This window comes from Pseudomonas algeriensis (assembly GCF_048847255.1).
GTDB lineage: Bacteria > Pseudomonadota > Gammaproteobacteria > Pseudomonadales > Pseudomonadaceae > Aquipseudomonas.
Map to the genome: position 1 here is coordinate 188254 of NZ_JBKKRK010000001.1, position 21469 is coordinate 209722.

At 60.5% G+C, this 21469-nt stretch carries 15 protein-coding genes and 2 pseudogenes; 5 read left to right on the plus strand and 12 right to left on the minus strand.

The genetic code is table 11. From position 1 onward, the window contains the following. Positions 1-14: 14 nt before the first annotated feature. From ACLK1G_RS00825 to ACLK1G_RS00870, 10 genes are all read right to left on the minus strand, one after another. Positions 15-1142, minus strand: coding sequence for a glycosyltransferase family protein (locus ACLK1G_RS00825; protein ID WP_420763656.1), 1128 nt, complete (start codon positions 1140-1142; stop codon positions 15-17). After that, positions 1133-2242, minus strand: coding sequence for a non-hydrolyzing UDP-N-acetylglucosamine 2-epimerase (wecB, locus tag ACLK1G_RS00830; protein WP_420763657.1), 1110 nt, complete (start codon positions 2240-2242; stop codon positions 1133-1135). The genes ACLK1G_RS00825 and wecB overlap by 10 nt, the downstream gene beginning before the upstream one ends. Then, on the minus strand, positions 2239-3825 hold the full coding sequence (locus ACLK1G_RS00835; protein WP_420763658.1) for an FAD-dependent oxidoreductase: 1587 nt from the start codon (positions 3823-3825) through the stop codon (positions 2239-2241). The genes wecB and ACLK1G_RS00835 overlap by 4 nt, the downstream gene beginning before the upstream one ends. Continuing rightward, the gene (locus tag ACLK1G_RS00840) at positions 3815-5089 is read right to left on the minus strand and encodes an NAD-dependent epimerase/dehydratase family protein (RefSeq protein WP_420763659.1); all 1275 of its coding nucleotides are present in this window, start codon (positions 5087-5089) and stop codon (positions 3815-3817) included. The genes ACLK1G_RS00835 and ACLK1G_RS00840 overlap by 11 nt, the downstream gene beginning before the upstream one ends. Positions 5090-5092: 3 nt before the next feature. Next, positions 5093-5494, minus strand: a complete 402-nt coding sequence (locus ACLK1G_RS00845; protein WP_420763660.1) for a GtrA family protein — start codon at positions 5492-5494, stop codon at positions 5093-5095. Further along, a complete protein-coding gene (locus ACLK1G_RS00850) occupies positions 5491-6177 on the minus strand; it encodes a class I SAM-dependent methyltransferase (RefSeq protein WP_420763661.1) in 687 nt (228 codons plus the stop codon). Before ACLK1G_RS00850 ends, ACLK1G_RS00845 begins: the two co-directional genes overlap by 4 nt. A gap of 92 nt (positions 6178-6269) precedes the next feature. Then, a complete protein-coding gene (locus ACLK1G_RS00855) occupies positions 6270-7292 on the minus strand; it encodes a glycosyltransferase family 2 protein (protein WP_420763662.1) in 1023 nt (340 codons plus the stop codon). A 12-nt stretch (positions 7293-7304) separates the two neighbouring features. Next, positions 7305-9614, minus strand: a complete 2310-nt coding sequence (locus ACLK1G_RS00860; RefSeq protein ID WP_420763663.1) for a phospholipid carrier-dependent glycosyltransferase — start codon at positions 9612-9614, stop codon at positions 7305-7307. 287 nt (positions 9615-9901) lie between these two features. Then, entirely contained in the window at positions 9902-12376 is a 2475-nt protein-coding gene (locus ACLK1G_RS00865) for a glycosyltransferase (protein ID WP_420763664.1), read from the minus strand. A 122-nt stretch (positions 12377-12498) separates the two neighbouring features. Continuing rightward, positions 12499-13317: an ABC transporter permease gene (locus ACLK1G_RS00870; RefSeq protein ID WP_420763665.1), complete on the minus strand. Its 819-nt coding sequence runs from the start codon at positions 13315-13317 to the stop codon at positions 12499-12501. A 181-nt stretch (positions 13318-13498) separates the two neighbouring features. Here ACLK1G_RS00870 and ACLK1G_RS00875 point away from each other — a divergent pair. The 4 genes and pseudogenes from ACLK1G_RS00875 to ACLK1G_RS00890 all read left to right on the plus strand — a co-directional run. Beyond that, positions 13499-14755 (plus strand): annotated as a pseudogene (locus tag ACLK1G_RS00875) (ABC transporter ATP-binding protein); the annotation flags it as partial. Between the two features lie 105 nt (positions 14756-14860). After that, a pseudogene (locus tag ACLK1G_RS00880) lies at positions 14861-16222 on the plus strand (polysaccharide pyruvyl transferase family protein); the annotation flags it as partial. Then, positions 16216-16902, plus strand: a complete 687-nt coding sequence (locus tag ACLK1G_RS00885) for a 2OG-Fe(II) oxygenase (protein WP_420763666.1) — start codon at positions 16216-16218, stop codon at positions 16900-16902. The pseudogene ACLK1G_RS00880 and the gene ACLK1G_RS00885, both read left to right, overlap by 7 nt. Next, positions 16895-19054, plus strand: a complete 2160-nt coding sequence (locus ACLK1G_RS00890; RefSeq protein WP_420763667.1) for a glycosyltransferase — start codon at positions 16895-16897, stop codon at positions 19052-19054. The genes ACLK1G_RS00885 and ACLK1G_RS00890 overlap by 8 nt, the downstream gene beginning before the upstream one ends. On the opposite strand, the gene ACLK1G_RS00895 is transcribed toward ACLK1G_RS00890, so the two are convergent. Further along, a complete protein-coding gene (locus ACLK1G_RS00895) occupies positions 19021-19872 on the minus strand; it encodes an NAD-dependent epimerase/dehydratase family protein (RefSeq protein ID WP_420763668.1) in 852 nt (283 codons plus the stop codon). The genes ACLK1G_RS00890 and ACLK1G_RS00895 overlap by 34 nt on opposite strands. A gap of 10 nt (positions 19873-19882) precedes the next feature. After that, positions 19883-20830, minus strand: a complete 948-nt coding sequence (locus tag ACLK1G_RS00900) for a glycosyltransferase family 2 protein (protein ID WP_420763669.1) — start codon at positions 20828-20830, stop codon at positions 19883-19885. Positions 20831-21082: 252 nt separating this feature from the next. Between ACLK1G_RS00900 and ACLK1G_RS00905 the strand changes: the two genes are divergently transcribed. Then, a complete protein-coding gene (locus ACLK1G_RS00905; protein WP_420764029.1) occupies positions 21083-21400 on the plus strand; it encodes a LysR substrate-binding domain-containing protein in 318 nt (105 codons plus the stop codon). Positions 21401-21469 lie beyond the last annotated feature (69 nt).

The following is a 21469-nucleotide window of genomic DNA, read 5'->3' on the forward strand; positions in this document are numbered from 1 at the left end:
AACAGTCGGATCATTTAGGGTGCTTGCGGCGTTTCCAATGCGCAACCGGTGAGGTTTATCGAAGAAAAACGACCCGCCCAACGATGCGCCTCACGAAACTGTTGAATGGCTGATCGGTCGCTTCGACTGGCAAGCGCTTCAGTGGCGGCTTTTTGCAGGTCCGTGTCTTCATCCAAGATCCAGACCCCCGGTTCCTTGTCTCGCAAGGCCATTTCACCGAAGCGGGTGGTGAGGACGGGCAGGCCGAGGGCGCGGTACTCGTAGTATTTGATCGGGTCGACCGAAGCGGTCAGGCGGTTGAGCTTGAACGGGATCAAACCCACCGAAAACGTGGCCATGGCGGCGATCGCACCGGCATGGGAACACTCGGGGAGTAGTTCGATGTTGGCGGGCAAGACGCGACGCGGTGGAGTGAACAGGGGGCCGATCAGTTTGATCCGGTTTCCAGGGTTGGCCTGGGCCAGCGCGATGACCAGGTCCCAATCGAACCAACGACCCAGCGTGCCGACGTAGCCGATCACTTGTTGTTTGGGGCCCAGGTCGAGGCTTTCGACCGGTGCCAGGCGCTGCATATCGCAGGCGTTGAGGGCCAGTTCTATCTTGTCGGTCATGCCCAGGAGCTTGTCGCGAAGGGGGCTGGACGATGCCAGCACTTTATCCACCCGTTGGATGAGCTGCGTCTGGCGACGTGCCATCGACCTGCGTGACAGGCCCTGGTAGAAGGCCGGAAAATCGTCCATGGCATCGTAGACGGCACGGCTTGCGGGTATGCGCGCCAACAGTTGCAAGGCCAGTTCCGAAGGCTTTGCAATACACACCACGCAGGGCTTTTCTGCGGAAAATGCCATGACCTCCCTGAACAGGTTGCGCCACAGCCGCTTGAGCACCAGCGCCGAGCCGGGAAGGGGTTCGATGGGAAGACTGTGGGGTTTGCAGACCCGCAACCAGGCAGGGGCGTTGGTGTTTTGCGGGTTGGCAACAGGTGGCTTGCGCCTGAAATCATCGAGTGTTGGCAAGCGCGTCGGATACGGATCGATCCAAAGCACCGTTGCCCCGGTCCGGTGGTGATACCAGTCGACGAAGTGATGGGGGCGCTGGCTGAAGCTGGCCCATGGCACCGGCGACAGGTAGATCATCCGCATGACTGCAAGTGCTGCCTCAAGACTTCGACGATGCGGGCTGCGGCCTTGCCGTCGCCATAGGGAGAAACCCCGCGTGCCATGCTCTGATAGGCCTGGGGATCATCGAGCAGGCGCTGTGCCTGTTCGACGATGGTGGTCCGGTTGGCGCCCACCAGCTTGACCACGCCGAGGTCGACCGCCTCCGGGCGCTCGGTTTCCTCTCGCAGCACCAGCACCGGCTTGCCCAGGGCCGGGGCTTCTTCCTGCACGCCCCCCGAATCACTGATGATCAAGTACGAGCGCTTCATCGCCGCGATGAACGGCGCGTAGTCCAAAGGTGCGCAGAGGAGGATGTTCGGGGTCTGGCCGAGCAGGCGGTACGCGACATCCTTGACGTTTGGATTGGGGTGGACGGGATAGAGTATTTGAATGCCTGGATTGCGTTCGGCCAGGCGCTTGAGGGCCTGGCAGATATCCTGGAACGGCTCGCCGAAGTTCTCCCGGCGATGGGAGGTGACCAGTACCAGGCGTTTGCCGGGGTCCACTGGGACGTCCAAGTCGCAGTCCTGTGCCGCGGTCATCAGCAAGGCATCGATCACGGTGTTGCCCGTCAGGGTGACGGCGCTGGCGTCGACGCCTTCGCATAGCAGGTTGTCGACGGCGCGCTGGGTTGGCGCGAAATGCCAGCGGGTCAGTTTGCCGGCGATCACCCGGTTGGCTTCTTCGGGGAACGGATTGAAGATGTCCCCGGTCCGCAGGCCCGCTTCGACATGGCCAAAGGGAATGCGCAAGTAGAAGCACGCCAGTGCGGCGGACATGACCGTGGTCGTGTCGCCTTGCGCCAGCACGACATCCGGCTTTTCCGACTGCAGCACGCCGTCGAGCTCAAGCAGCAAGCGTGAAGTCAATGTCGCCAATGACTGATCGGGCCGCATGATGTCCAGGTCCAGGTCGGCTGTGATTGCGAAGCCCTCCAGTACCTGGTCCAACAGGGCTCGGTGCTGGGCGGTGGCGAGCACCCGGCAAACGATATTCCTTTCGGCTTGCAGCGCCTTGATCACGGGAGCCATCTTGATCGCTTCCGGGCGCGTACCGACGATGCAAAGTACCTTACGAGTCATGCCTTCTGATTTCCTATCGTTGTGGCAAGTGAGCGGGCTATCCGGTCCGCGTTGGCCATGAGCGTCAGCGTGTGGGATTTTTCCGTCAGGCTGGGCAGGCAGGCCCCGTCGACAATATGCACGCCGCCAAGGCCCGCGACTTCGCCCAGGTTATCGGTCTGTCCGATCTTGGGCACCGAGTGCATGGGCAGGGTTCCCGCGTAATGAATATCGGCCCCGGGCCCGCCGGGGGTGAAGCTCATGGGCATCAACAGCGCGCCCATTTTCCAGTAGATCCGCCGCAGCTTTGCTTCGGCAGCCTTCATGAGCCGGGGCAGCTCGGGGTGGATTTGGCCGGTGACGCTCAACGAACCATCGGGGCGCAAGCGCGCTGTGTTGTGGGACAAGTGCCCCGGCAGGAAAAGGTTCCCCACCAGGCAGGCGCTGAGCAGGTTCTTCAGCAGTTCGATGCTGTGGCGTTTGTCCAGGGGTATCCGGCTGACGAACTCGCTCATCGGCAAGCCTGTGGTGCTGAACGTCGAGCCAAAGGCCGTGGCATTGGCCGATAGCTCAAGGGCGAACGAAAGCTGCCCCAGGCCAAAGGTCGGCCCCCTTGGAGTGCCGAGCATTCTGGGCAGCCATAGCACAAAGGCCGCCGTTGGCGATGAGAGCAATGGTATCGGGGCCAAATGGTTCAGGCGCTTGAGGGCGAGCCGGGTCGAGGCCAGGGTGCCGGCCGCCAGCAGCAGGCGTGTTGCGCAAAAACGCCGGGCGGAACGACGATCACTGATCACCCATGAACCGTCCTGCCCCAGCAGGTCGTCCACCAGAAAGCCCTGGACATGCTGGAAGCCGGGGTACTGCTTGAGCTTTCCTAACTCTTGCGAGGCGCTGTACAGGGCCTGGTTGTGACAGCCCCACAAACAGTTTCCAGACAAGTCGCAAGCCCTGCGCTCGTCCAGGGGCTGGCTCAGCACGGCGACCCTGGAGCGGCCGAGGCGAAACCCCAGTTCAGGAAACGCCGGTCGGCGCCGCGCGTATCGATCGAGCAAGCGCTGGTGCAAAGCGTCCAGCGGCAGGGGCGGTTGCGACCACTCATCGAGGCCGAAGTAGTTCGACAGGTCATCGTCGATTCGGCCACTGATACCGATCCGGCGCGCGACCGTTTCGTAGGACGCCTGCATCTCGGAATAATCGATGGGCAGCCCGGCAAAGTCGCTGGCGCCAAGCGTCGCCACGCCGCAGCCCCAGGCATTGGACAGGCCACCCGTTGCCAGTGAGCCGACGCCGATGAAGTGGTCGGTCTCGATGCGGTTGCCGGCGCTGAATCCATCGAAGACAGGGGCGTGGGTCGGTGTCTTCAGCTTGGGCGACACAGCCTCCTGTTGGTTCAGGGCGTGGAAGTTTTCGCCGATCATCCATTTCCATTGATGCTCGTCGTGTGCCCGTGCGTCGAGGAATGGGCGACTCGGTAGTACCGGTGAGCCGATGTCGGCCTGGGCATCGACCATGAGGACCTTCAGGCCCGCCTTGACCAACGGGTAGGCAGCCGAAGTCCCGGCCGGGCCGCTGCCGACGATGATCACATCGAATTCAGGCGTCACGGTGGGCTTCACTTTCACGCAGCAGTTGGCGGGCCAGGGGACGGCACGCCAGCGCCGCCAGTTTCCACGCCAGGGCCTTGAGCACGGCCACGCCCAGCGCAACCAGCGTCCCGACCAGTCGGCCCGGTGGCTGGGCGCCGAGAAACACCTGCGCGCCCCGGGGGCTGGCTTCGGCGATACCCAGTGCCACCTGCAGGCGCCAGGCCAGCTCCTGGCCATCGGATGACTGCTGGGGGCCAGGGTCGTCCAGCAGGGCCAGTAGAATCGGCCAGCGCATCAACAAGCGGGAGTGGACGACGGGTCGGGTTTTGCCAGCGTGCTCCAGTGCCCTGGCGTAGCGAATGACCAAGCTTGTTGGCGGGGGCCGTTTGAGCAGATAACTCAAGAGCACCCCGGCTTCCCGGAGAAGGCCCCGACGTTGTCCATGGCCGGAGCGGTGCATGCCAGGGGCAAGGGGACGCAACCGGATGCCTATTTCTTGCAGGGAGCGCTCGCTGTCCATGGGTGGCAGCTGGACCAGGGAGAAAATTCGCGTCAGGCCCAGTTTCGTACTCAAGGATTGCCCCAGTGACCGGCGCAACAGCCTGAGCAATGCCACCGGTACGGGGATGGGCAGGCGCGTGGCACGGACCCGGTGCGTCGCGATCGACATCAGGAAGTGGCCAAAGGTAATCGGTCGCGCGGCGCCCAGGTTAAGGATTTCGGCACGAATGTCGTCCCGCTCGACAACGGCCAGAATGGAGGCCGCGAGGTCGTCGACATGAATGGGTTGCACCCGAGGCGCCGGCAGGAGGACCGGTATGAACGGGCTTCGGCGAACCAGCCCGCACAACAGGCCGAAGAGCCCACGTTCGGGCCCGCCATAGACTTGGCCGGGGCGGACCACGGTGCCGCCGGCGGCGAGCACGTCTTGTTCAATGCGCCATTTCGTCCGGCCATAAACGCTGGGAGCCGCGGCCTCGGCGGTTTGACTGGAAATGAAAACAAACTTGGCCGAGCCTTTTCGGGCACAACGAATCAGCGCCTGGGCCGCTCTGAGTTCTTCGTCCGGGTCGGTGTGGGCAGTGTCGGCAGCCAGGTGGATCAGCGCCTGGGTACCGGCGGGGCATTCGGGGGCCAGGCCCCGCAGGTCATAGGGAAGCCAGGCATGAGCGGCGGCGCACGGCCGGCGGGTGGCGCAAATGACCTCGTGCCCGCTTGCCGCCGCAAGGGCTGACAAACGTTGTCCGATGTAGCCAGTCGCGCCGGTGATCACCAGTTTCATGCCTCAAATGCCCTCGGCTCGGTCAGCGGGCGTGCGCGTATTGGAATGAAAAACGAACAGTTTGCTGATCCAATAGGTCAAGGCCACGCAGACCACGTCGCAGACAAATTTCACCGGGGCCGGGCTGTCGACGAAATACAGCCCCACGCTGAACAGCGCCGAAGCGACCGGGATATTGATCGCCAGCAAAGAGAAATAACGCACCGCTTGGGCCTTGGCGCTGCCATGGGACGACTGGAACGTGAAGTGCCGATGCAAGAAAAACGCGAACACGCCGGCGATGCCTTTGCCAGCGATGTTGGCCAGGATGGGGTGATCTTCGAATAGCGCGACCAACAGCACGAAAGCGCCCATGTCCAAGGCATAGGCGATGAGTTGGATGGCGCCGTACTTGATAAAGGTCAAGACGATCTCCTGAGCACCACAATGTGATGCAGCGCCAGTAGCCGTCGCAACGGATGCAGTAGTTTCTCCATGACTTTGAGCGCGGGGATCAGTGCGTCAGGCAATAACTGGCGGAAGTTCAGGCCGCCGGAAATCAAATATCGCAGGTAATTGCCGCATATCTCCTGATGGACGATTTCCAGGCCAGGGTACTTGCGCTCGAATGCTTGCCTGTCGCGTACGAAGATGATGTAGCTCAGGGCCTGGTTGGCGCCGTTCATGGGGCCGGTCGACGGCGTTTCCCAGGACGGGAAGTGCCGGTCGAACCCTTCCGACTTGAACAGGCGCTTGTAGAGAAACGCGGCGAAGGGACCGTGGAAGGGCTCGATCAAAATGACGCCGCCGCCAATCTTGAGGGTCCTTTGCAACTCGGTGAAAAACCGATCGGGATGAGGAAAATGGTGAAAACAGTTTTGGCCGTAAAAGGCCCTGACCGATTGATCGTCCAGGCTCATGGCCTCGGCATTGAGTGCCATGTCCAGTTGTTCGGTGCAGACAACGTCGGTGGCCAGTACCTCGGGGTATGAGTCACGCATGGGCGCGATGCCGGCGCCCAATTCCACTTCAAGGCCCTCGACTCTGAAGTAGCGCGCTGCCAGGCGATGAAACGCGTGGTGGAACTCCACGAACACTTCGCGCAGCATCCGCTTGCGCGCCAGTACTTTGCCGTGAAGATCAAGGCGCTCGATGCCATCGACATCCAGTGCCTTGAGCGACGGGTCCGATAAAAAATCCCTTAGCGCTTTAATGAGTTTTCTTCCCGCAGTGGTGTGGCTTTACTACGCCTGGAATGTCGTGGCCTGCTAGGCACCGAGGCGATGTCGTAACCGAGGAACGCCATGATCAATTGCAACCCCATGAGCATGGGCAATGCGCTGAGCATCACGGTTCCGGCGGGTGTCGCAACGCCGTTCTGCGCCGAATCGAACCAGTGGTAACCGCCGAAGAGGATGCCGAACAAGAACATCAGGATCCCGATCGGCAACTCGATCGAAGCCAGGGACATGTCGCGCAAGTAGTAGTTATAGAGCACGCGCTTGGTGAAGTTGCGCAGATGTTTGAACAGGAACTCGCCAATGATTTTCGAGATCTTGAGGTGGCTGACTTCGTCGCCGTATCGGGCCTCCATTGGAATATCCACCACCACGGCGCGCACGGTGTTCAGGCGGAACAGGATGTCCGTCTCGAAGAAATAGCGCTCGCTGACCTTGTCCAGGGGCAGCAGCCTGGCGACGTCGCGGTGAATCGCCGTGTAACCGTTGGTGGGGTCGAACAGATCCCAGTAACCCGTCGATAGTTTGGCCATCAGCGACAATATGGCGTTGCCAAACAGGCGAAGCCGCGGCATCGATTGGACTTCCTCCAGATTGAAAAACCGGTTGCCCTTGGTGTAGTCGGCTTCACCGGCGAGGATCGGTTCGATGAACAGCGGGATCAGGGCCGGGTCCATCTGGCCGTCGCCGTCGACTTTGACGATGATGCTCGCACCGTCGGCGAGGGCCGCCCGGTAGCCGGTCATGACCGCGCCGCCCACGCCTTTGTTGACGTGGTGGGGCAGCACCTTGACCCGAGGGTCGTTACAGGACGCCAGCACGTGCGCGCCTGAATCGTCCGGGCAGGCATCGTCGATGACATAGATGCGCCACACCTCCGGCCCTATGGCGTCTATGACGCCGAGGATGTGCGCGGTGACCCGATAGCTGGGGATGACGACGGCGACGCGTTGTTCGTCCGTGAAAAGCGCTGTTTTTGAGTTCATCGATATCGCCCGTTATTGCCTGAATGAGAGTGACTTGAACTCCAAGGGAGTGTCGGTATGGCCGGACGCATAAATGATCACGGACGTGGCATTCGCGGGGGCAACGACATTCATCTCATGGGTCTCCCATTGCTCGGTGCATTCAAACGTCTCGATGCTGGCGGCAATGAAGTCACCTTTGGCATCCATCCAATTGGCCTGGATTCTTCCCGTGGTGGCTGTCGTTGCGCAGCGCGCAGACACGCCATTGATGTACGTCAGCCCTGGTGTCACTTCGACCCGCTGTGTTGCCGGCGTCTTCACGTCGACCGTGAGGATCTTGCGCGACGGGTCATAGCTCGAAGGCGACGTCAGGTTCCATCCCTCGAGGCTGGACAGCGCCGGGTTGAGCAGGTGCTCGACGTGCGAGACGTTGAGTTTGCGCAGGTCCAGGTCACCCAGTCGGGCGTATGACGTGGACACATTGCGCAGAAGATCGAGTCGCGCCTGGGGAACTGACTTGGGGTCGATGATCAACCAGTTGACCTGGCGCTGGCGCAAGCGCCGTGCAAGTTCCGATGGAGACGTCGCTGTCTCTAACTCACCTTTCCACTTCAGGTTGTACCAAGACGCGTAAAGGGCATCGCTGCGCAGGCCCGCCATCAACGGAGCCGCAAAGACCGCCACGGGCTGATAGCTGGTGTTCAAGGCGTTGACGGTGTCGACCATTTTCCGGATGGGCAAGCGTTCCTGCAGATACCTCTCTCGACCTGCCTGGCTCAACAATGCAGAGGGTTTGATTTCGCCGTAGTAAGTCGCGGCCTGGATGAAACGGGTATTGGTCAGGATCAACAAGACACCGGCCCCGATGGCGAGGCTGCGTGGGAAGGTCTTGTCGTGGGAAAACGGCAGCGCGAGGATCACCGAGAACAGCGCGAAAGAGGGGAACACATAACGCAGATAAGCCGTCGATTGAAACGTCATGAACATCGCGCCAGCACCCACCAGGAGAATGCACAGGGCTTTGCGGCTGCCGCTCAACAGCACGGCGAGGGCCGCCGTGGGCAGCAACAGCCACTGGAAGCCTGCCGCTCCGACTCGCCCCTCAATGAACTCGGGCGAGTCGAAGACCATTCGATAGAGGGTGTCCCAGGTCATCCCAGTGCCGAAAGTGGCTGGCGGCTCGAAGTTGATGTTCGGCCAGAGCGGCGAATGGAAAATGGCATTGAAAAACGGAAACACCGGATTGCCAGTCAAATACCCGGCCGAGACGTAAGGGGTCGCACCGGCCAGTATCAGGCCAGCGCTGCCCAGCAGCAGCGTTTTGACGATGCCTTGGATCGCCCAGGCCTTGTATTGCCACAAGAGAACCACCAGCAGGACCGGCAGGACGCTCAGGGTCACGGCCTTGGCCGCCATGGCGAAGCCAAGCAGGAGGCCGGCCAGGAGCAATTGCGACAAGCGCTCCCCAGGCTCGGGTGTGAAGCTTGAGACCTTCAGGATCGCCAGGGTCCCGGCCAGCAGGAAGGCGGTCCATGCCGACTCGATGTGCAGGCTGCTGCTCTCGGCAAAGGCGAGAGGCGTCGAGAGAAAAATCAGGCTTGCCCAGCGGGCACTGGAGGCAGAGCCTCCGGCCCAGAGCGTCATGTTGTGGATCTGCCAGGTCACCAATAGGGTGAATGCACTGTTGCTCAAGCGTGACGCCGTTTCGCCGGCGAGCAGATAGACAATGCTGTAGATCCAGTCGGCCAGCATCGGCATCACCGCCCAGACATAGGTGCTCGCGTCGAACGACCATTGATGCCGCTGCGCCAGTTGTGATGGAACGAACAGGTGCATGGCCAATGCGTCGTGACCGACCTCCGGCATGAAGGCCACCAAGACGTAGAGGCAGGCGAAGCCGCAGATCAATACGTCGAGCGCCGTTTGGATAGAGGTTTGTGCCGTGCGGACGGCCTGGATGTGCCCCAGCAGTTCGCGACCTATCGACATGGCATGTTTGTGCCCCAGTAAAAGCGGCAATGACAGCAGCGCGCCATACAGTCCGGGGTAATTGATCGGCCAATAGGCCGCCAAGCCCGTGAACGTCCCGAGCGTACCCGCTCCCACCAGCAGGTGGACGCTCCAATCGGTCGCAAGGTGCCGGCTGAGCATCCACCTGCCGAGCACAGCAGCGGACAAACCGAAGACCGCGACGACGATCACCGGCCCTGCCTGCCCACAAATGACGGACAAGCACGCCAGCAAACCCAGGCAGAGGATAAACGGTGACTTGCGAGTGAAGACGGTGAGGGCGGCCAGGCTTGCCACCGACAGCAATATCGTCCGGGTGGCGCTGTTCATGGGCGCCAGCTCAAGCGTCGAAAAACCGTACGCGCCTACCGCCGCACTGGCCAACAGAACCACCAACACCATTGCGTATTTCAGGCTGTATCTCGGCAAAATATCGTCTCGGCTGAAGGGACAACGTTACTCATTCAGGGCTGCCCAAAATCCGTGGCGAGGGAGCTTGCTCTCGCTTGAGTGCGAAGCACTCATGAAATGGGACTGCCGCACAGCCCAGCGGGAGCAAGCTCCCTCGCCCTAGATTCCTCTGACTTCTTGAGTAAGCAATTACGAGCCAACGTCTGCTATGCATCTCGGTACCTGTGGGGGACCCAGGTGCCCCACTTGCTCTCGTAGATCGCCCGGTTCTTCTCGAAAAGTGCCTGTTTTTTACTGGCACCCAAGGCGTTGAACGAGGCGGACAGGTGATGGTGGACAAAGACGTCTTCGGCACAGGCCGCACGCATGCCACGGCGCTGCACGCGGCGGCAGTAATCGTCATCCTCGAAGAACCCCAGGCCATATTCTTCGCAGAGACCGCCTATCTGCTCGTAGGTCGAGCGTGGAAGCATCACGCAGAAAAACGCCAGGGTGTTGATTTCGAACCACTCGCCCATGCGGGCGCGGGTCATTTGCGCGGCTTCGGCGGGCATGTCCTCTATTCGCTCATAGTGGGTGCCGACCTTGGCTTCATTGCCGATGTTGTTGGTGATCGGGCCGATGATGCCGATTTCCTTGTTGTCGCGCAGATGGCGGATCAAGCCCCTGACCCAGCCGGCGGTGACGACTGTGTCGTTGTTCAGGATGACCAGATAATCGCCAGTGGCCGCCGCGAGGCCCAGGTTGTTGCCGGCGGCGAACCCCTTGTTCTCGGAGTTCAGCATGACGATCCGGTCAGGATGGCCGTCGGCCCAGGCCGTGAGGTAGCTCGGGGTCTGGTCGCTGGAGTGATTGTCGACGACGATGATCTCAAGGTTCGGGTATTGGCTTTGGGTCAGCAGGCTGTCGAGGCAGGCCTTGGTCAGTTCGAGGTTGTTGTAGGTCAACACCACGACGCTGACCTTGGGCAATGGCAACGTCGCGATGGCCTGGCGCAGGCTGGCGGCTCGATGCTGCCAGGTCTGGCCCTGGGCGAAGGATTGGCGCGCCTGTCGCGTGGCGCCGGCCTCTGGCAGCGCATCCAGGACGTTGCGGACGGCCGAGATGAACTGCGTTGGCTGTTCAACCGTCCAGACCAGTTCGCCGAACTGACTCAACTCCGGCAGTTTTACCGACACCACCGGTTTGCCCGCACTCAGGTACTCATAGACCTTGACCGGGTTGGTGGCGAGGGTCAGCGGCATGACCTTGAACGGAAGCAGGCACACGTCCATGGCGTGCAGGTAGTAGGGCAGGGAGGCATAGGGGACTTCGCCTTCAAAGACCACGTTCGGGCAGGATTTGAAGTATTTCCTTGCCTGGACGGTGTCGCTGCCGATCAACAGGATCAAGTGTTGCGCAAACGTCCGGGCGACTTGCTTGACCAGGTCCAGATCGAACCATTCGGCAATGACGCCGTAATAGCCGATGATCTTCCTGTTCGCGGTGTCCTGATAGACCTTGTCGGGACGCTGCCTGAAGAAGCTGAACTCGCAGGCGTTGCGGATCACCTTGACGTTGCGGTTTTCCCGTTTGCCGTGTTGTTCGATCCAGTCGGAGGTCGCCACCAACAGGTCCGCCCTGCGCATCAAGGCGATCTCAAGGTCGAGCAATTCCTGGGCGACATTGCCGAAGCCTTCGTGGTGGTCCATGCAGTCATAGACCAGCGTGGCGTTGGGGACACGCCTCGCCATGGGGAACCAGTAGGCGTGCTGGACGATGCAATCCACGGCGCCGACATTCGCCGATTCCAGCAGCATCGCCAGGCCTTGGCACAACTGATGGATCGCGGCGGCGGACGGTGGGGCGTGATAGATGGGCGGCGCGCCGCGCACCTTGAAACGGATCTGGAACAGCCGGTCGGAGCCTGCCAAGGGCTCAGCTTCGAAGCCCGGGGCATCATCGTCGATGAAGTTGTTGGAAATATAAAAAGTGGTCTGTCCGGCCCTGGCCAGCTCCTTGGCCAGGTTTTGCGGACGCTGGATGCGAAAGTGCCAGTCGATCACCCCGAACATCAGGATCGTGGGCTGGCCGTGGCTCGACGGTATGGCAAGGTCTACGGGCGGTGGCAGCGATTGCAGCGGGATCAGGCTGGTGGCTGTCGCGGGCTCGCCCGGCGTCGCCTTGGGGCGTTTCAACCAGCTTCGAAGCCGATGCGCCAGCTTGCTTTTCTGGTGCGCGGTGAGGGGCAACCAGGCATAGACCCGGCGGGATATCCGATAAAGCTGCTTGCGTATGGAGTAACGCAGGGGGGCGCGTTCGATGGCGTTGCCCCAGTCCGAAAGCTTGAACAGCTCAGCCTGTTTCGCCGCCAACTGGGCGCGCAGGTCCACCGCCCAATCGGAAAGCGCGACCGCCTCGCTGTGTTTTGTCCGCAGCAGTGCCTCGGTTTCTTTGAGGCGCCGCTCGGCCACTCGCAGTTGCTCACGCAAGCGCCCGGTCTTGCCTTCCTGAAGCGCCAGGCGAGTGCGAAGCGCTTGTGAACCAAGACGCAGTTGTCTGATAAGCCGATCTCGGTTCTCGATTTCCTTGACCAACTGCTGGGCTTCAATGGATCTGGATTGTGTTGAGCGAGACAGTTGGTCAATGCAATCAACAAGACGGTTGATCTGGTCCATGCGTTTTTCGAGTCCTTTGGTCATTACGGCAACGCACCCCAAGTGTTTCAGGATCGTCGTCGACTTCAATTACCAGCCGCGCCCAGTCTCCAGTCGCGCCACGAATCATCATAGCGGTTGCTGGGCAGCGCGCCACGCCAACCCGCTCAAATGACATCGGCGAAGCCTTTGCGTGTCCTCTGGAACCACGCAAACCCGACGCAGGCAATCAGCACGGCGACTGCCGAGTAAGTGGCCCATTGTTCCCATTGCGGCGGCCTGCCCCAGAACAACACGTCGCGAACCATCTCCACCGGCAGCGTCAGCGGGTTTGCCTGCAAGGCGACCTGGTAGTTTTGCGGAAGCGTCGAGCGAGGGTAGAAGATCGGCGACAGGAACAGCATCGCGGTGACGACGATGCCGATGAACTGACCGATATCGCGCAGGTAAACGCTTATCGAGGCGAGAAACCAGGAGATACCCAGCGTCAGCAATATCAGCGGCAACAGCACCAGTGGCAGCAGCAGCGCGGTTATCGGGGGAAGGCCGAACAGAAGCACATAAAAAAGCAGCCATGCCAGCACGCTGATAGCCATGTGGAACAGCGCTGCGCCGAGCGATACGAGGGGCAGGGTTTCCAGTGGGAACACGATCTTCTTGACGTAATTGGTATTGGCCAGCACCAGGCCCGGCGCGCGGGTCAGGCATTCGGAGAACAGGTTGAAAACCAGCAGGCCGGCGAACAGCACCAGGGCAAATTCACTTTTGGATTCGCCGCCGCCGGACCACCGAGCCTTGAAGACGACACTGAACACGAAGGTATAGACCACGAGCATGAAAACCGGCGTGAAGAACGACCAAAGGATACCCAGCATCGAACCTTTGTAACGACCGGTCACTTCCCGGCGGATCAACACGTAGATGAGGATCCGATTGATCAAGACGCTCTTGATCATGGCGGCAGGAGAAATACTGAACGACTGCATGGGTGCTTGGTCCTCAAGACAATATCAATTGCTCCTTGGGTTGGGTCTCATGAAGGTTAGACCAAATCGGCTTCATTCAAAGTTTTTTATTCCATCTGTGCTTAACTCATTCGTAGCACCCAGCGAAGGACGGATTCAGTAGCGCCGCAATAGGGTCGTGATTCATGGAAGGGTTTTGCCGATGTCGTTTGAAGTGGCCATCAGTGCCGAGAACCTGAGCAAGTGTTATCAGATTTACGAGGCGCCCAAGGACCGTCTGTTGCAGATGCTGGTGCGCGGCAGGAAGCGTTTCTACCGCGAGTTCTGGGCCCTGGACGATGTTTCCCTGACCATCGCCAAGGGGGAGACCGTCGGCATCATCGGCCGTAACGGCAGTGGCAAATCCACCCTGTTGCAACTGATCTGCGGAACGTTGACGCCGACCCGGGGAAGCGTCCGCGGGCATGGCCGGATTGCGGCGTTGCTTGAGCTGGGGTCCGGTTTCAACCCAGAGTTCACCGGCCGCGAAAACGTCTATGTGAATGCGGCGGTGCTGGGCTTGAGTCGCGCGGAGATCGACGCTCGGTTCGAAGACATCATCGCCTTCGCCAACATCGGCGACTTTATCGACCAGCCCACCAAGATCTACTCCAGCGGGATGTTGGTGAGGCTCGCTTTCGCCGTTTCGGTTTGTGTGGAGCCGGAGATCCTGATCGTCGATGAGGCTCTTTCCGTCGGCGATGCATCCTTTCAATTCAAATGCCTGAATCGGCTCGAAGAGCTGGCGGCCAAAGGCACGACGCTGCTGTTCGTCTCCCATGACATGAGCATGGTCAAGCGCTTCTGCCACCGGGTGATCTATCTGCGCGGCGGGCGGGTCGTCGCCAGCGGATCGCCCGATGAAATGGCCGAGTTGCACTTGCTCGACATGCGTGATGAGCAACGGCGCTGGGCCAGTGGCGGTGCCACACAGGTGACGCGCAAGCCGTTCATGGGTGGCCAGGAGGGGATCGCCTTCGGGACCGAAGAGGGGCACATCAGCGCTGCCTGCTTCACCAATACCCAACAACCTTGCTCCAGTTACCTGTATGGCGATGACATCGAGATTCGCGTCGAGGTGGTGTTGCATGAATCGATCACGCAACCCAACATCAGTTTCACTGTGCAGGAGGCAAGGCTGCTGGTGATTGGCGGCGGCAACTTCGCGCTGTCACCGGGCCCGGCCGAAAACGGCTGGCGGCGGTCGGCGATCACGGTGCGCTTCCCGGCCAACCTCGCCGAGGGACGCTATCATGTCACCCTCAAGCTGTTGCACGGCGCCACGGAAGAGACCTCGCAGTTGATCGAGAAACAGGTCGCGCCATTAGCGTTCGATATGTTGCCAAACCACAGGAATTTTCTGGGCATGGTCGACCTGGGATTGCAGCGGGTCGGCTCGCGAGCGGTTGAGACGCTTGCCGAGGCTTGTCGGACTCAAGGAGAGGAAACGATGACGGAACACCCGGACGAGCACACATGGCAGGTTGCTATATGTGGCACTTTTGATGTCGAGAATTACGGCGACCTGCTGTTTCCGATCATTGCCGAGGCGGAGTTGGCCCGGCGCTTGGGTCGAGTCGAGCTGCATCGGTTTTCCTACCATGAAAAAAAACCACCTGAGTGGCCCTATGCGGTAACGTCGCTGACGGAGCTTCCCCATGTCGCGGCCCGCCTGGATGGCGTCTTGATCGGCGGCGGTTTCCTGATTCGATTCGATAAAGTCGTTGCCCACGGCTATGGTCCGACAACGCCCGATATTCATCACCCGACCGGCTATTGGCTGACGCCTGCGCTGATCGCGCTGCAGCACGCGATTCCGGTGATCTGGAACGCCCCCGGGATGCACTGCAACGGTATCCCCGATTGGGCCAGGCCATTGTTGACGATGGCCCTGGAGCAAAGCCAGTACGTGAGGGTTCGTGATGCACTGACGCGCGACACCCTTGGCGCGCTCACCCAGCGCGCCGAGATCGAGGTGCTGCCCGATACCGCGTTCGGCTTGCCCCGCTTGATCGACGAGCAGCAGCCCTGCGCTGAGTTCATTCGCCTGCGCGAGAGCGCTGGGCTGACGGGGCCCTATATCGTGATCCACGCCATCCACGTGGTGGAGTCCTTCGTAAAACTGTTCGAAGACCAACCCGAGGCGTTCCAGGATTATCAGTTCCTGGTGGTGCCGATAGGTCCGGTGTTGGGTGACGATCCGTCCGTCATTGCCGCGCGCCTGCCCGGGGCCATTACCTTGGCGGTTTGGCCAGAACCGTTGCTGATGGCAGAGATTATCAGCCAGGCGCAAGCGGTGATCGGCCATAGCTACCACTTGGCGATCACCGCCCTGGCGTTTGGCGTCCCGGTGTTTTGCTCGGCGGACCTGACCACGGGCAAGTACACGGCACTGGCGGGGTTCGACTCGCTTCATGCCTTGCCGGAGGCTGGGACGATCGACCCGCAATGGTTCGTTTCGCGCGTCGGCAAGACCCGTCCATCGCCGGCGGCGCTAGAGGCGGCGGATCGGTTGGTCGAGCACTGGGATCGGGTCGCGACGATCATTCGCCAGGGTAAAACCTCATCCCAACCTGCGTTGGGCGCGTTTATGCAGCACCTGCCCAATCTGCTCGAAGCCGCCGTCCAGGGACATGGACCGTTGGCGGTTGAGTCGACGGCAAGCCACATCGTACCGGAGCCGGGCATCATCGAGCCGGCGCCAGACCTCGCTGCGCAGGACCTGGCCCAGCAACATCGGATAGTCCAGCTCAGCCAGCAGTTGGCCCTCAGTGACGCCAGGATGCTTGAGCTGCAGAATTCCAATTCGTTCCGAATGACCGCGCCACTGCGTTCCATCGCCCGTGGTATCAGAAACCTGACAGCGAACAGGAACAGACAATGCTAGATATCTCTCGTCTCACGCGTGCGGCGCTCAAAGCTCACCCGTACTCATGGGCGCAAATTGACGGCCTGTATTCGGCCGAGGATGCAGCGGCGTTGGCGGCATCCTTTCCCCACGATCATTTCAAGACCGTGAGCGGATATGGTGGCGAAAAAAACTATGACTACGAGGCCCGCGCCCTGGTGGGCATGGGCACCAACGCGATTGCCTTCCCGCAGGAGCTGAGCGAAGCGTGGTTGCGGCTGGCGCGGGATCTTGGCTCGGCCGGCTATCGAGAAGCCATGTCGGAAATGACCGGGATCGATCTGCGTACCGTGCCCATGGAGGTCAACGTTTTTCATTACGGTCCCGGTGCGAGCCTCGGGGCCCATCCGGACCTGCCGGATAAACTGGTCACCCATATCCTGTATTTCAACGAGTCCTGGGACCGCAACGACGGCGGTTGCCTGAACATCCTGCATCGCAACGATCCCACTGCCGTGGCGGCCGAGATTGAACCGCTGGTGGGCAATTCGGCGGTTCTGGTGCGCTCGGATAATTCCTGGCATGCGGTCACTCCCGTGGTGAGCGGTTGCCATGCTTCCCGCCGTAGCCTGACGGCTACGTTCTATCGACCAGGGTCAGTCAGTTCCATGTGGCCGCCCGGCGACAACACACCGCTGCATGGGTACCCACGTGCTTGAGCTCGACCGAACCTTGATCGACCGCGACGCCGCGTTGGCCCAAAGAGACGCGGCCATCAATGAGCGCGACACTGCCTTGGCAAAAGTCGAGTTCCTGCAAAACACCCGTTCGTGGCGTTTCACCCGGCCACTGCGCTCGCTTTTCCGTGTGATGCGTTATGGTTTTGGCGCAGCAACGCAGGAACTTCCCGAACCCGCCGCCGCACTCGTCTACCCGGCGGCACCGGAGCCGTTGCCGAACGTTGAGGCGCAACCGGATTTCGCCACTCAAGGACGCCTGGATATTCTCTGCTTCGCCAACATCGATTGGGCCGCACGCTTCCAGCGACCCCAGCAGTTGATGAGTCAGTTTGCGAACCATGGTCATCGGGTTTTCTACATCGTCCCCTCCAGTGTGCCGGAGCAGGGAGAGCCCTATCGGTTGACGTCAGTGGCGCCCGATGTCTTTGAAGTCGCACTGCAACGAGGGACGCAAGAGGCGTATTACGAAAAAACAGTGACACCTGAAAATCATCAGGCGTTATCAGGTGCCTTGGCTGCGCTGATTGCCGATATGCACATCAGGACCGCGCTCACAGTGGTGCATATAGCCTACTGGAGTCCCGTGGTGCTCAGCCTGCGTGCCGAACGTGGCTGGCGCGTCCTCTACGATTGCATGGATGACTGGGATGGTTTCCCGAACATCGGCGAACAGCTGCTGGACGAGGAAAAGACCTTGATCGCCCAGGCGGACGTCGTCACTGTTTCCGCCGCGCTGCTACACCAGAAATGGTCCGCCCATAACCCTCGTTGCGTGCTGGTGCGAAATGCCGTGGATTTCGCTTTTTTTCGCCAGCACTGTTTTAGCAACGATGTGCTGAGCGGGCTCTGTGGCCCGGTGATCGGGTACTACGGCGCCCTGGCCCAATGGCTCGATTACCCATTGCTAGCGGCGTTGGCGGACAGGCGCCCAGGGTGGAATTTCATTCTGGTGGGAGACGTTTTCGTCGAGGACATGGCGGGCCTGGAGCACAAGCCCAATGTGCAATTGCTGGGCCGCAAGCCTTACTCGCAAATGCCGCTTTACCTGGATCATTTCGATGCCTGCCTGATTCCCTTCAGGCTCTATAACGTGACGCATGCGGTTGATCCGGTGAAATTCTATGAGTACATCAGCGCAGGCAAACCGGTGATCTCCACGCCACTGGCGGAGATGAGCCTCTATGAAGACCTGCTGTACTTCGCAACCGGTGTCGATGAGTTCATCGAGCAGATCGAACGGGCCTTGGCCGAGCGCGACCTGGCCCTGTTCAAGCGACGTGTGGAACTCGCCCGGGCCAACGATTGGAAGGACCGCTACAACAGCATGCAACAGGCTATTGTCGAGCTGTACGAAAAAGTCTCCATCGTCGTGGTGACGTACAACAACCTCAACCTGACGGTTCAATGCGTAAACAGTATTTTGCGCAATACCGCCTGGCCCAACTACCAGCTCATCGTCGTCGACAACGGCTCGGAGGACGGCACGAGGGAGTATCTGGAGCGCCTGAGTCGAGAGGTGCCGACGACAAAAGTCATCCTCAATCCTGACAATCGGGGCTTTGCCGCGGCCAACAATCAGGGCTTGCGCGAAGCCGACGGTGACGTGTTGCTGCTGCTCAATAACGACACGGTAGTGCCTGACGGCTGGCTGGATCCGTTGGTCATGCATTTGAGGGATTCGAGCATCGGCTTGGTCGGGCCAGTCACGAACACGGTCGGAAACGAAGCGAAAATTGAAATTTCCTACACCGATATTCAACACATGCAGGCGTTTGCAGACCGTCACACCCGAGCTCACACCGGACAGTCGTTCGATATCCCGATGCTCGCAATGTTCTGTGTGGCATTTCGCCGAGGCATCCTCGACGAGGTGGGGTATCTGGATGAAGCATTCGGTATCGGAATGTTCGAAGACGACGACTACAGCCGTCGCGTGCAGGCGGCGGGCTATCGCACCGTCTGTGCCGAAGATGCGTTCGTTCATCACTACGGGCAGGCGTCCTTCAGGAAGCTGATCGCCAGTGGTGAGTACCAAGCCCTTTGGGATAAGAACCAGGCGTACTACGAAAGCAAATGGGGCGCTTGGCAGGCCCATGTTCATCGCCCAGGCAAGTCCTCATCCATCAAATGAAATGCCCTGGGAGCAAAGCCAAGCCGATCACGGGCATTCGAGTGGTTAAACACCAGGTCCTGATTCATCCGCGCCACCAATGCGCTTGAAAGGTGTCGGTAGCGGGGCAGGCAGCGCAGGATCGAAACGCCCAGGCTCACTGCTCCGGCGGGAAGAGGCAATGTTCGCGCCGGGCGTCCCATGGCCTGGAATATCCGGCCCACCATCGTGTGGTAAGGCAGCGTTTCTCCTCCCGAAAGGTTGTAGGCGCCACTGGGCAGCCCCCGCACGCTCAAGGCGCCCAGGCACGCCTGGATTACGTCCGCACCATGCACCGGTTGGCGCAACCCAGTCGCGCCGCCAATGAGCGGGAAAAATCCAAAGCGTTGGATGAAGCGCGCTATCTCTGAAATATTCTTGTCGGCGCCAAAGCCATAGATCAGGGTCGGTCGCAGGACCACCCATTCGATCCGCCGTTCGGTCGCCCACTGTTCCAACTGTTCTTCTGCGTTTATCAAGCGTTGCGCGACGTCCTTCTCCCGAACGTCAGGCGATGCTTGCTTGACAAAGCGGCTCGTGGAGGACAGGGCAACGACACGTTTGACGCCGGTGCTGGCAAGACGCTCCAGATAATCGGGCAACACCCAGAGGGGGGCAAAAGACAGGAAAGTGTCCAGCGTCAGTCCGTGCCAGTCGTCAGCTTTACGCCACGTCACACCGGGGCAGGGAGGCTTTGGCAGGGTTCGGGTGAATGATGTCGTCGAGTGGCCTGCCTGTGTCAGCAACGGCAATGCGCGCTCGCCCAGGAAGCTGGAGCCGCCCAATAGTCCTATCCGCACTTGAGCTCTCTTACCGTGGATTCCAGGTTTGTCCAAGCCGGTTAGTCGCGTGGCGAAGCACCACCAGGCCGAATCGAAGCCAGACCCCGATGATCACGCTGACCCATAGGACGGTTGGGTACTTGCGACGGAAAAACTTGCGATAGAAACGCAGGAACCCCAGGTGTTTGTGCCACTCGACGAAATAGGGACGGTGACGGCTGCAGCCGCCGAAGACGTGCATCACCCGGGCATCCGGCACGAACAGAACGCGCCAGCCGGCCTGATGGAACCGCATGCACCAATCCAAGACCTCGCAATGAAGAAAATAATCCTCATCCCAAAGCCCGACGCTTTCGATCGCTTCGCGCTTGACCAGCATGCAAGCCCCGGAAATGGCCTCGACGGCAACGGGAACGCGGGGCAGCGGCTCCTTGTGCAATAAAAAATCGGACAGCACCGATGGGAAAAGGGCCGAGAGCCGCGAAAGGCCGAAGGCCCGCATGAAAGCTCGCCTGGGCGTTGGAAACACCCTGCGCCCACCCGCTTGCTCGCTGCCGTCCGGATTGCACAGGAAGCCGCCGACCATGCCGATCCCCGGTGAGCTGCACAGTGCCTGCAGCATGCGGTCTATGGCATCGGCGGCGAGCTCGGTGTCCGGGTTCAGGAAAAGCAGATTGGACGCCTCCGACAGGCGGGCACCTTGGTTGCACGCCGCAGCGAAGCCGAGGTTGGTGGCATTACGGACAATCTGAGGCGAGCCGGTCGCAGCGTCGATTCGCGCAAGCAGCATCAAGCTGTCATCGTGGGAGTCGTTGTCCACCACGATCACCTTGGAGGCACCGGCCGCAAACGCCGACCTGACACTCGCCAGCAAAAGGTCGCCGGCATTGTAGTTGACGATAATCACGTCACACTCGCTGTGTGGCGATGGCTTGGCCCATTCATCTATAGCGAGCAGTTCCACTGCTTCTGACATCATCACTCCATGAAGACCTGGATACGAAATAGATCGCAACTACTCAGGTCTTTATTGACGATAGCAGTTCCATTAACTTCGACCAGTTTCGTCTTGGGCCGTCAGGTAAACAGGCTTATCGCCCCGGTAAGCAACGACAAGCCCGTCATCAGAAGCGAAAGCAGCACCGCCCACTTGATCGTGCTTTTCTGGAAGTCGCCGAGGTCTCGATTGACCGAACGTGAATCGCTGACGTGGGACGACCTGACCGAGGTGGACTACATCAGCCTGGCGCAAGGCAGCGGCAACCGCTTTCTGATCGACCAGGCCCTGGCCAATCGCGATGTCCGGCCCCGGTCGTTCTGTGAAGTCAAGCACGTGCCGGCGCTCGTCAGCCTGGTGGAAGCAGGGCTCGGCGTCGGCGTGGTGCCCAAGCTGGCCATGCCGGCGCAGGGGCATGCGACCTTGCTCACGCGCCCGCTGATGGATCCGGCGATCAGCCGGACCTTGGGGCTGATATCACGTCGCGGGCGAACATTGTCGCCCGTCGCGCAGTTGCTTTTCGACCTGCTGATAGCGATCAAGAAGTAACGATCTGCTGCGATGCGCCGCACATATGGCAATTCCGGGCCCAGGCCCGGGGCCTTGCCAGGTTCAAGC

Excerpts from the sequence above, each read along its gene's own strand:
- ACLK1G_RS00825 (WP_420763656.1), bottom strand. The coding sequence starts at position 1,142 with ATGCGGATGATCTACCTGTCGCCGGTGCCATGGGCCAGCTTCAGCCAG.
- wecB (WP_420763657.1), bottom strand. The coding sequence starts at position 2,242 with ATGACTCGTAAGGTACTTTGCATCGTCGGTACGCGCCCGGAAGCGATC.
- ACLK1G_RS00840 (WP_420763659.1), bottom strand. The coding sequence starts at position 5,089 with ATGAAACTGGTGATCACCGGCGCGACTGGCTACATCGGACAACGTTTG.
- ACLK1G_RS00850 (WP_420763661.1), bottom strand. The coding sequence starts at position 6,177 with ATGCTGCGCGAAGTGTTCGTGGAGTTCCACCACGCGTTTCATCGCCTG.
- ACLK1G_RS00855 (WP_420763662.1), bottom strand. The coding sequence starts at position 7,292 with ATGAACTCAAAAACAGCGCTTTTCACGGACGAACAACGCGTCGCCGTC.
- ACLK1G_RS00860 (WP_420763663.1), bottom strand. The coding sequence starts at position 9,614 with ATGAACAGCGCCACCCGGACGATATTGCTGTCGGTGGCAAGCCTGGCC.
- ACLK1G_RS00865 (WP_420763664.1), bottom strand. The coding sequence starts at position 12,376 with ATGACCAAAGGACTCGAAAAACGCATGGACCAGATCAACCGTCTTGTT.
- ACLK1G_RS00870 (WP_420763665.1), bottom strand. The coding sequence starts at position 13,317 with ATGCAGTCGTTCAGTATTTCTCCTGCCGCCATGATCAAGAGCGTCTTG.
- ACLK1G_RS00885 (WP_420763666.1), top strand. The coding sequence starts at position 16,216 with ATGCTAGATATCTCTCGTCTCACGCGTGCGGCGCTCAAAGCTCACCCG.
- ACLK1G_RS00900 (WP_420763669.1), bottom strand. The coding sequence starts at position 20,830 with ATGTCAGAAGCAGTGGAACTGCTCGCTATAGATGAATGGGCCAAGCCA.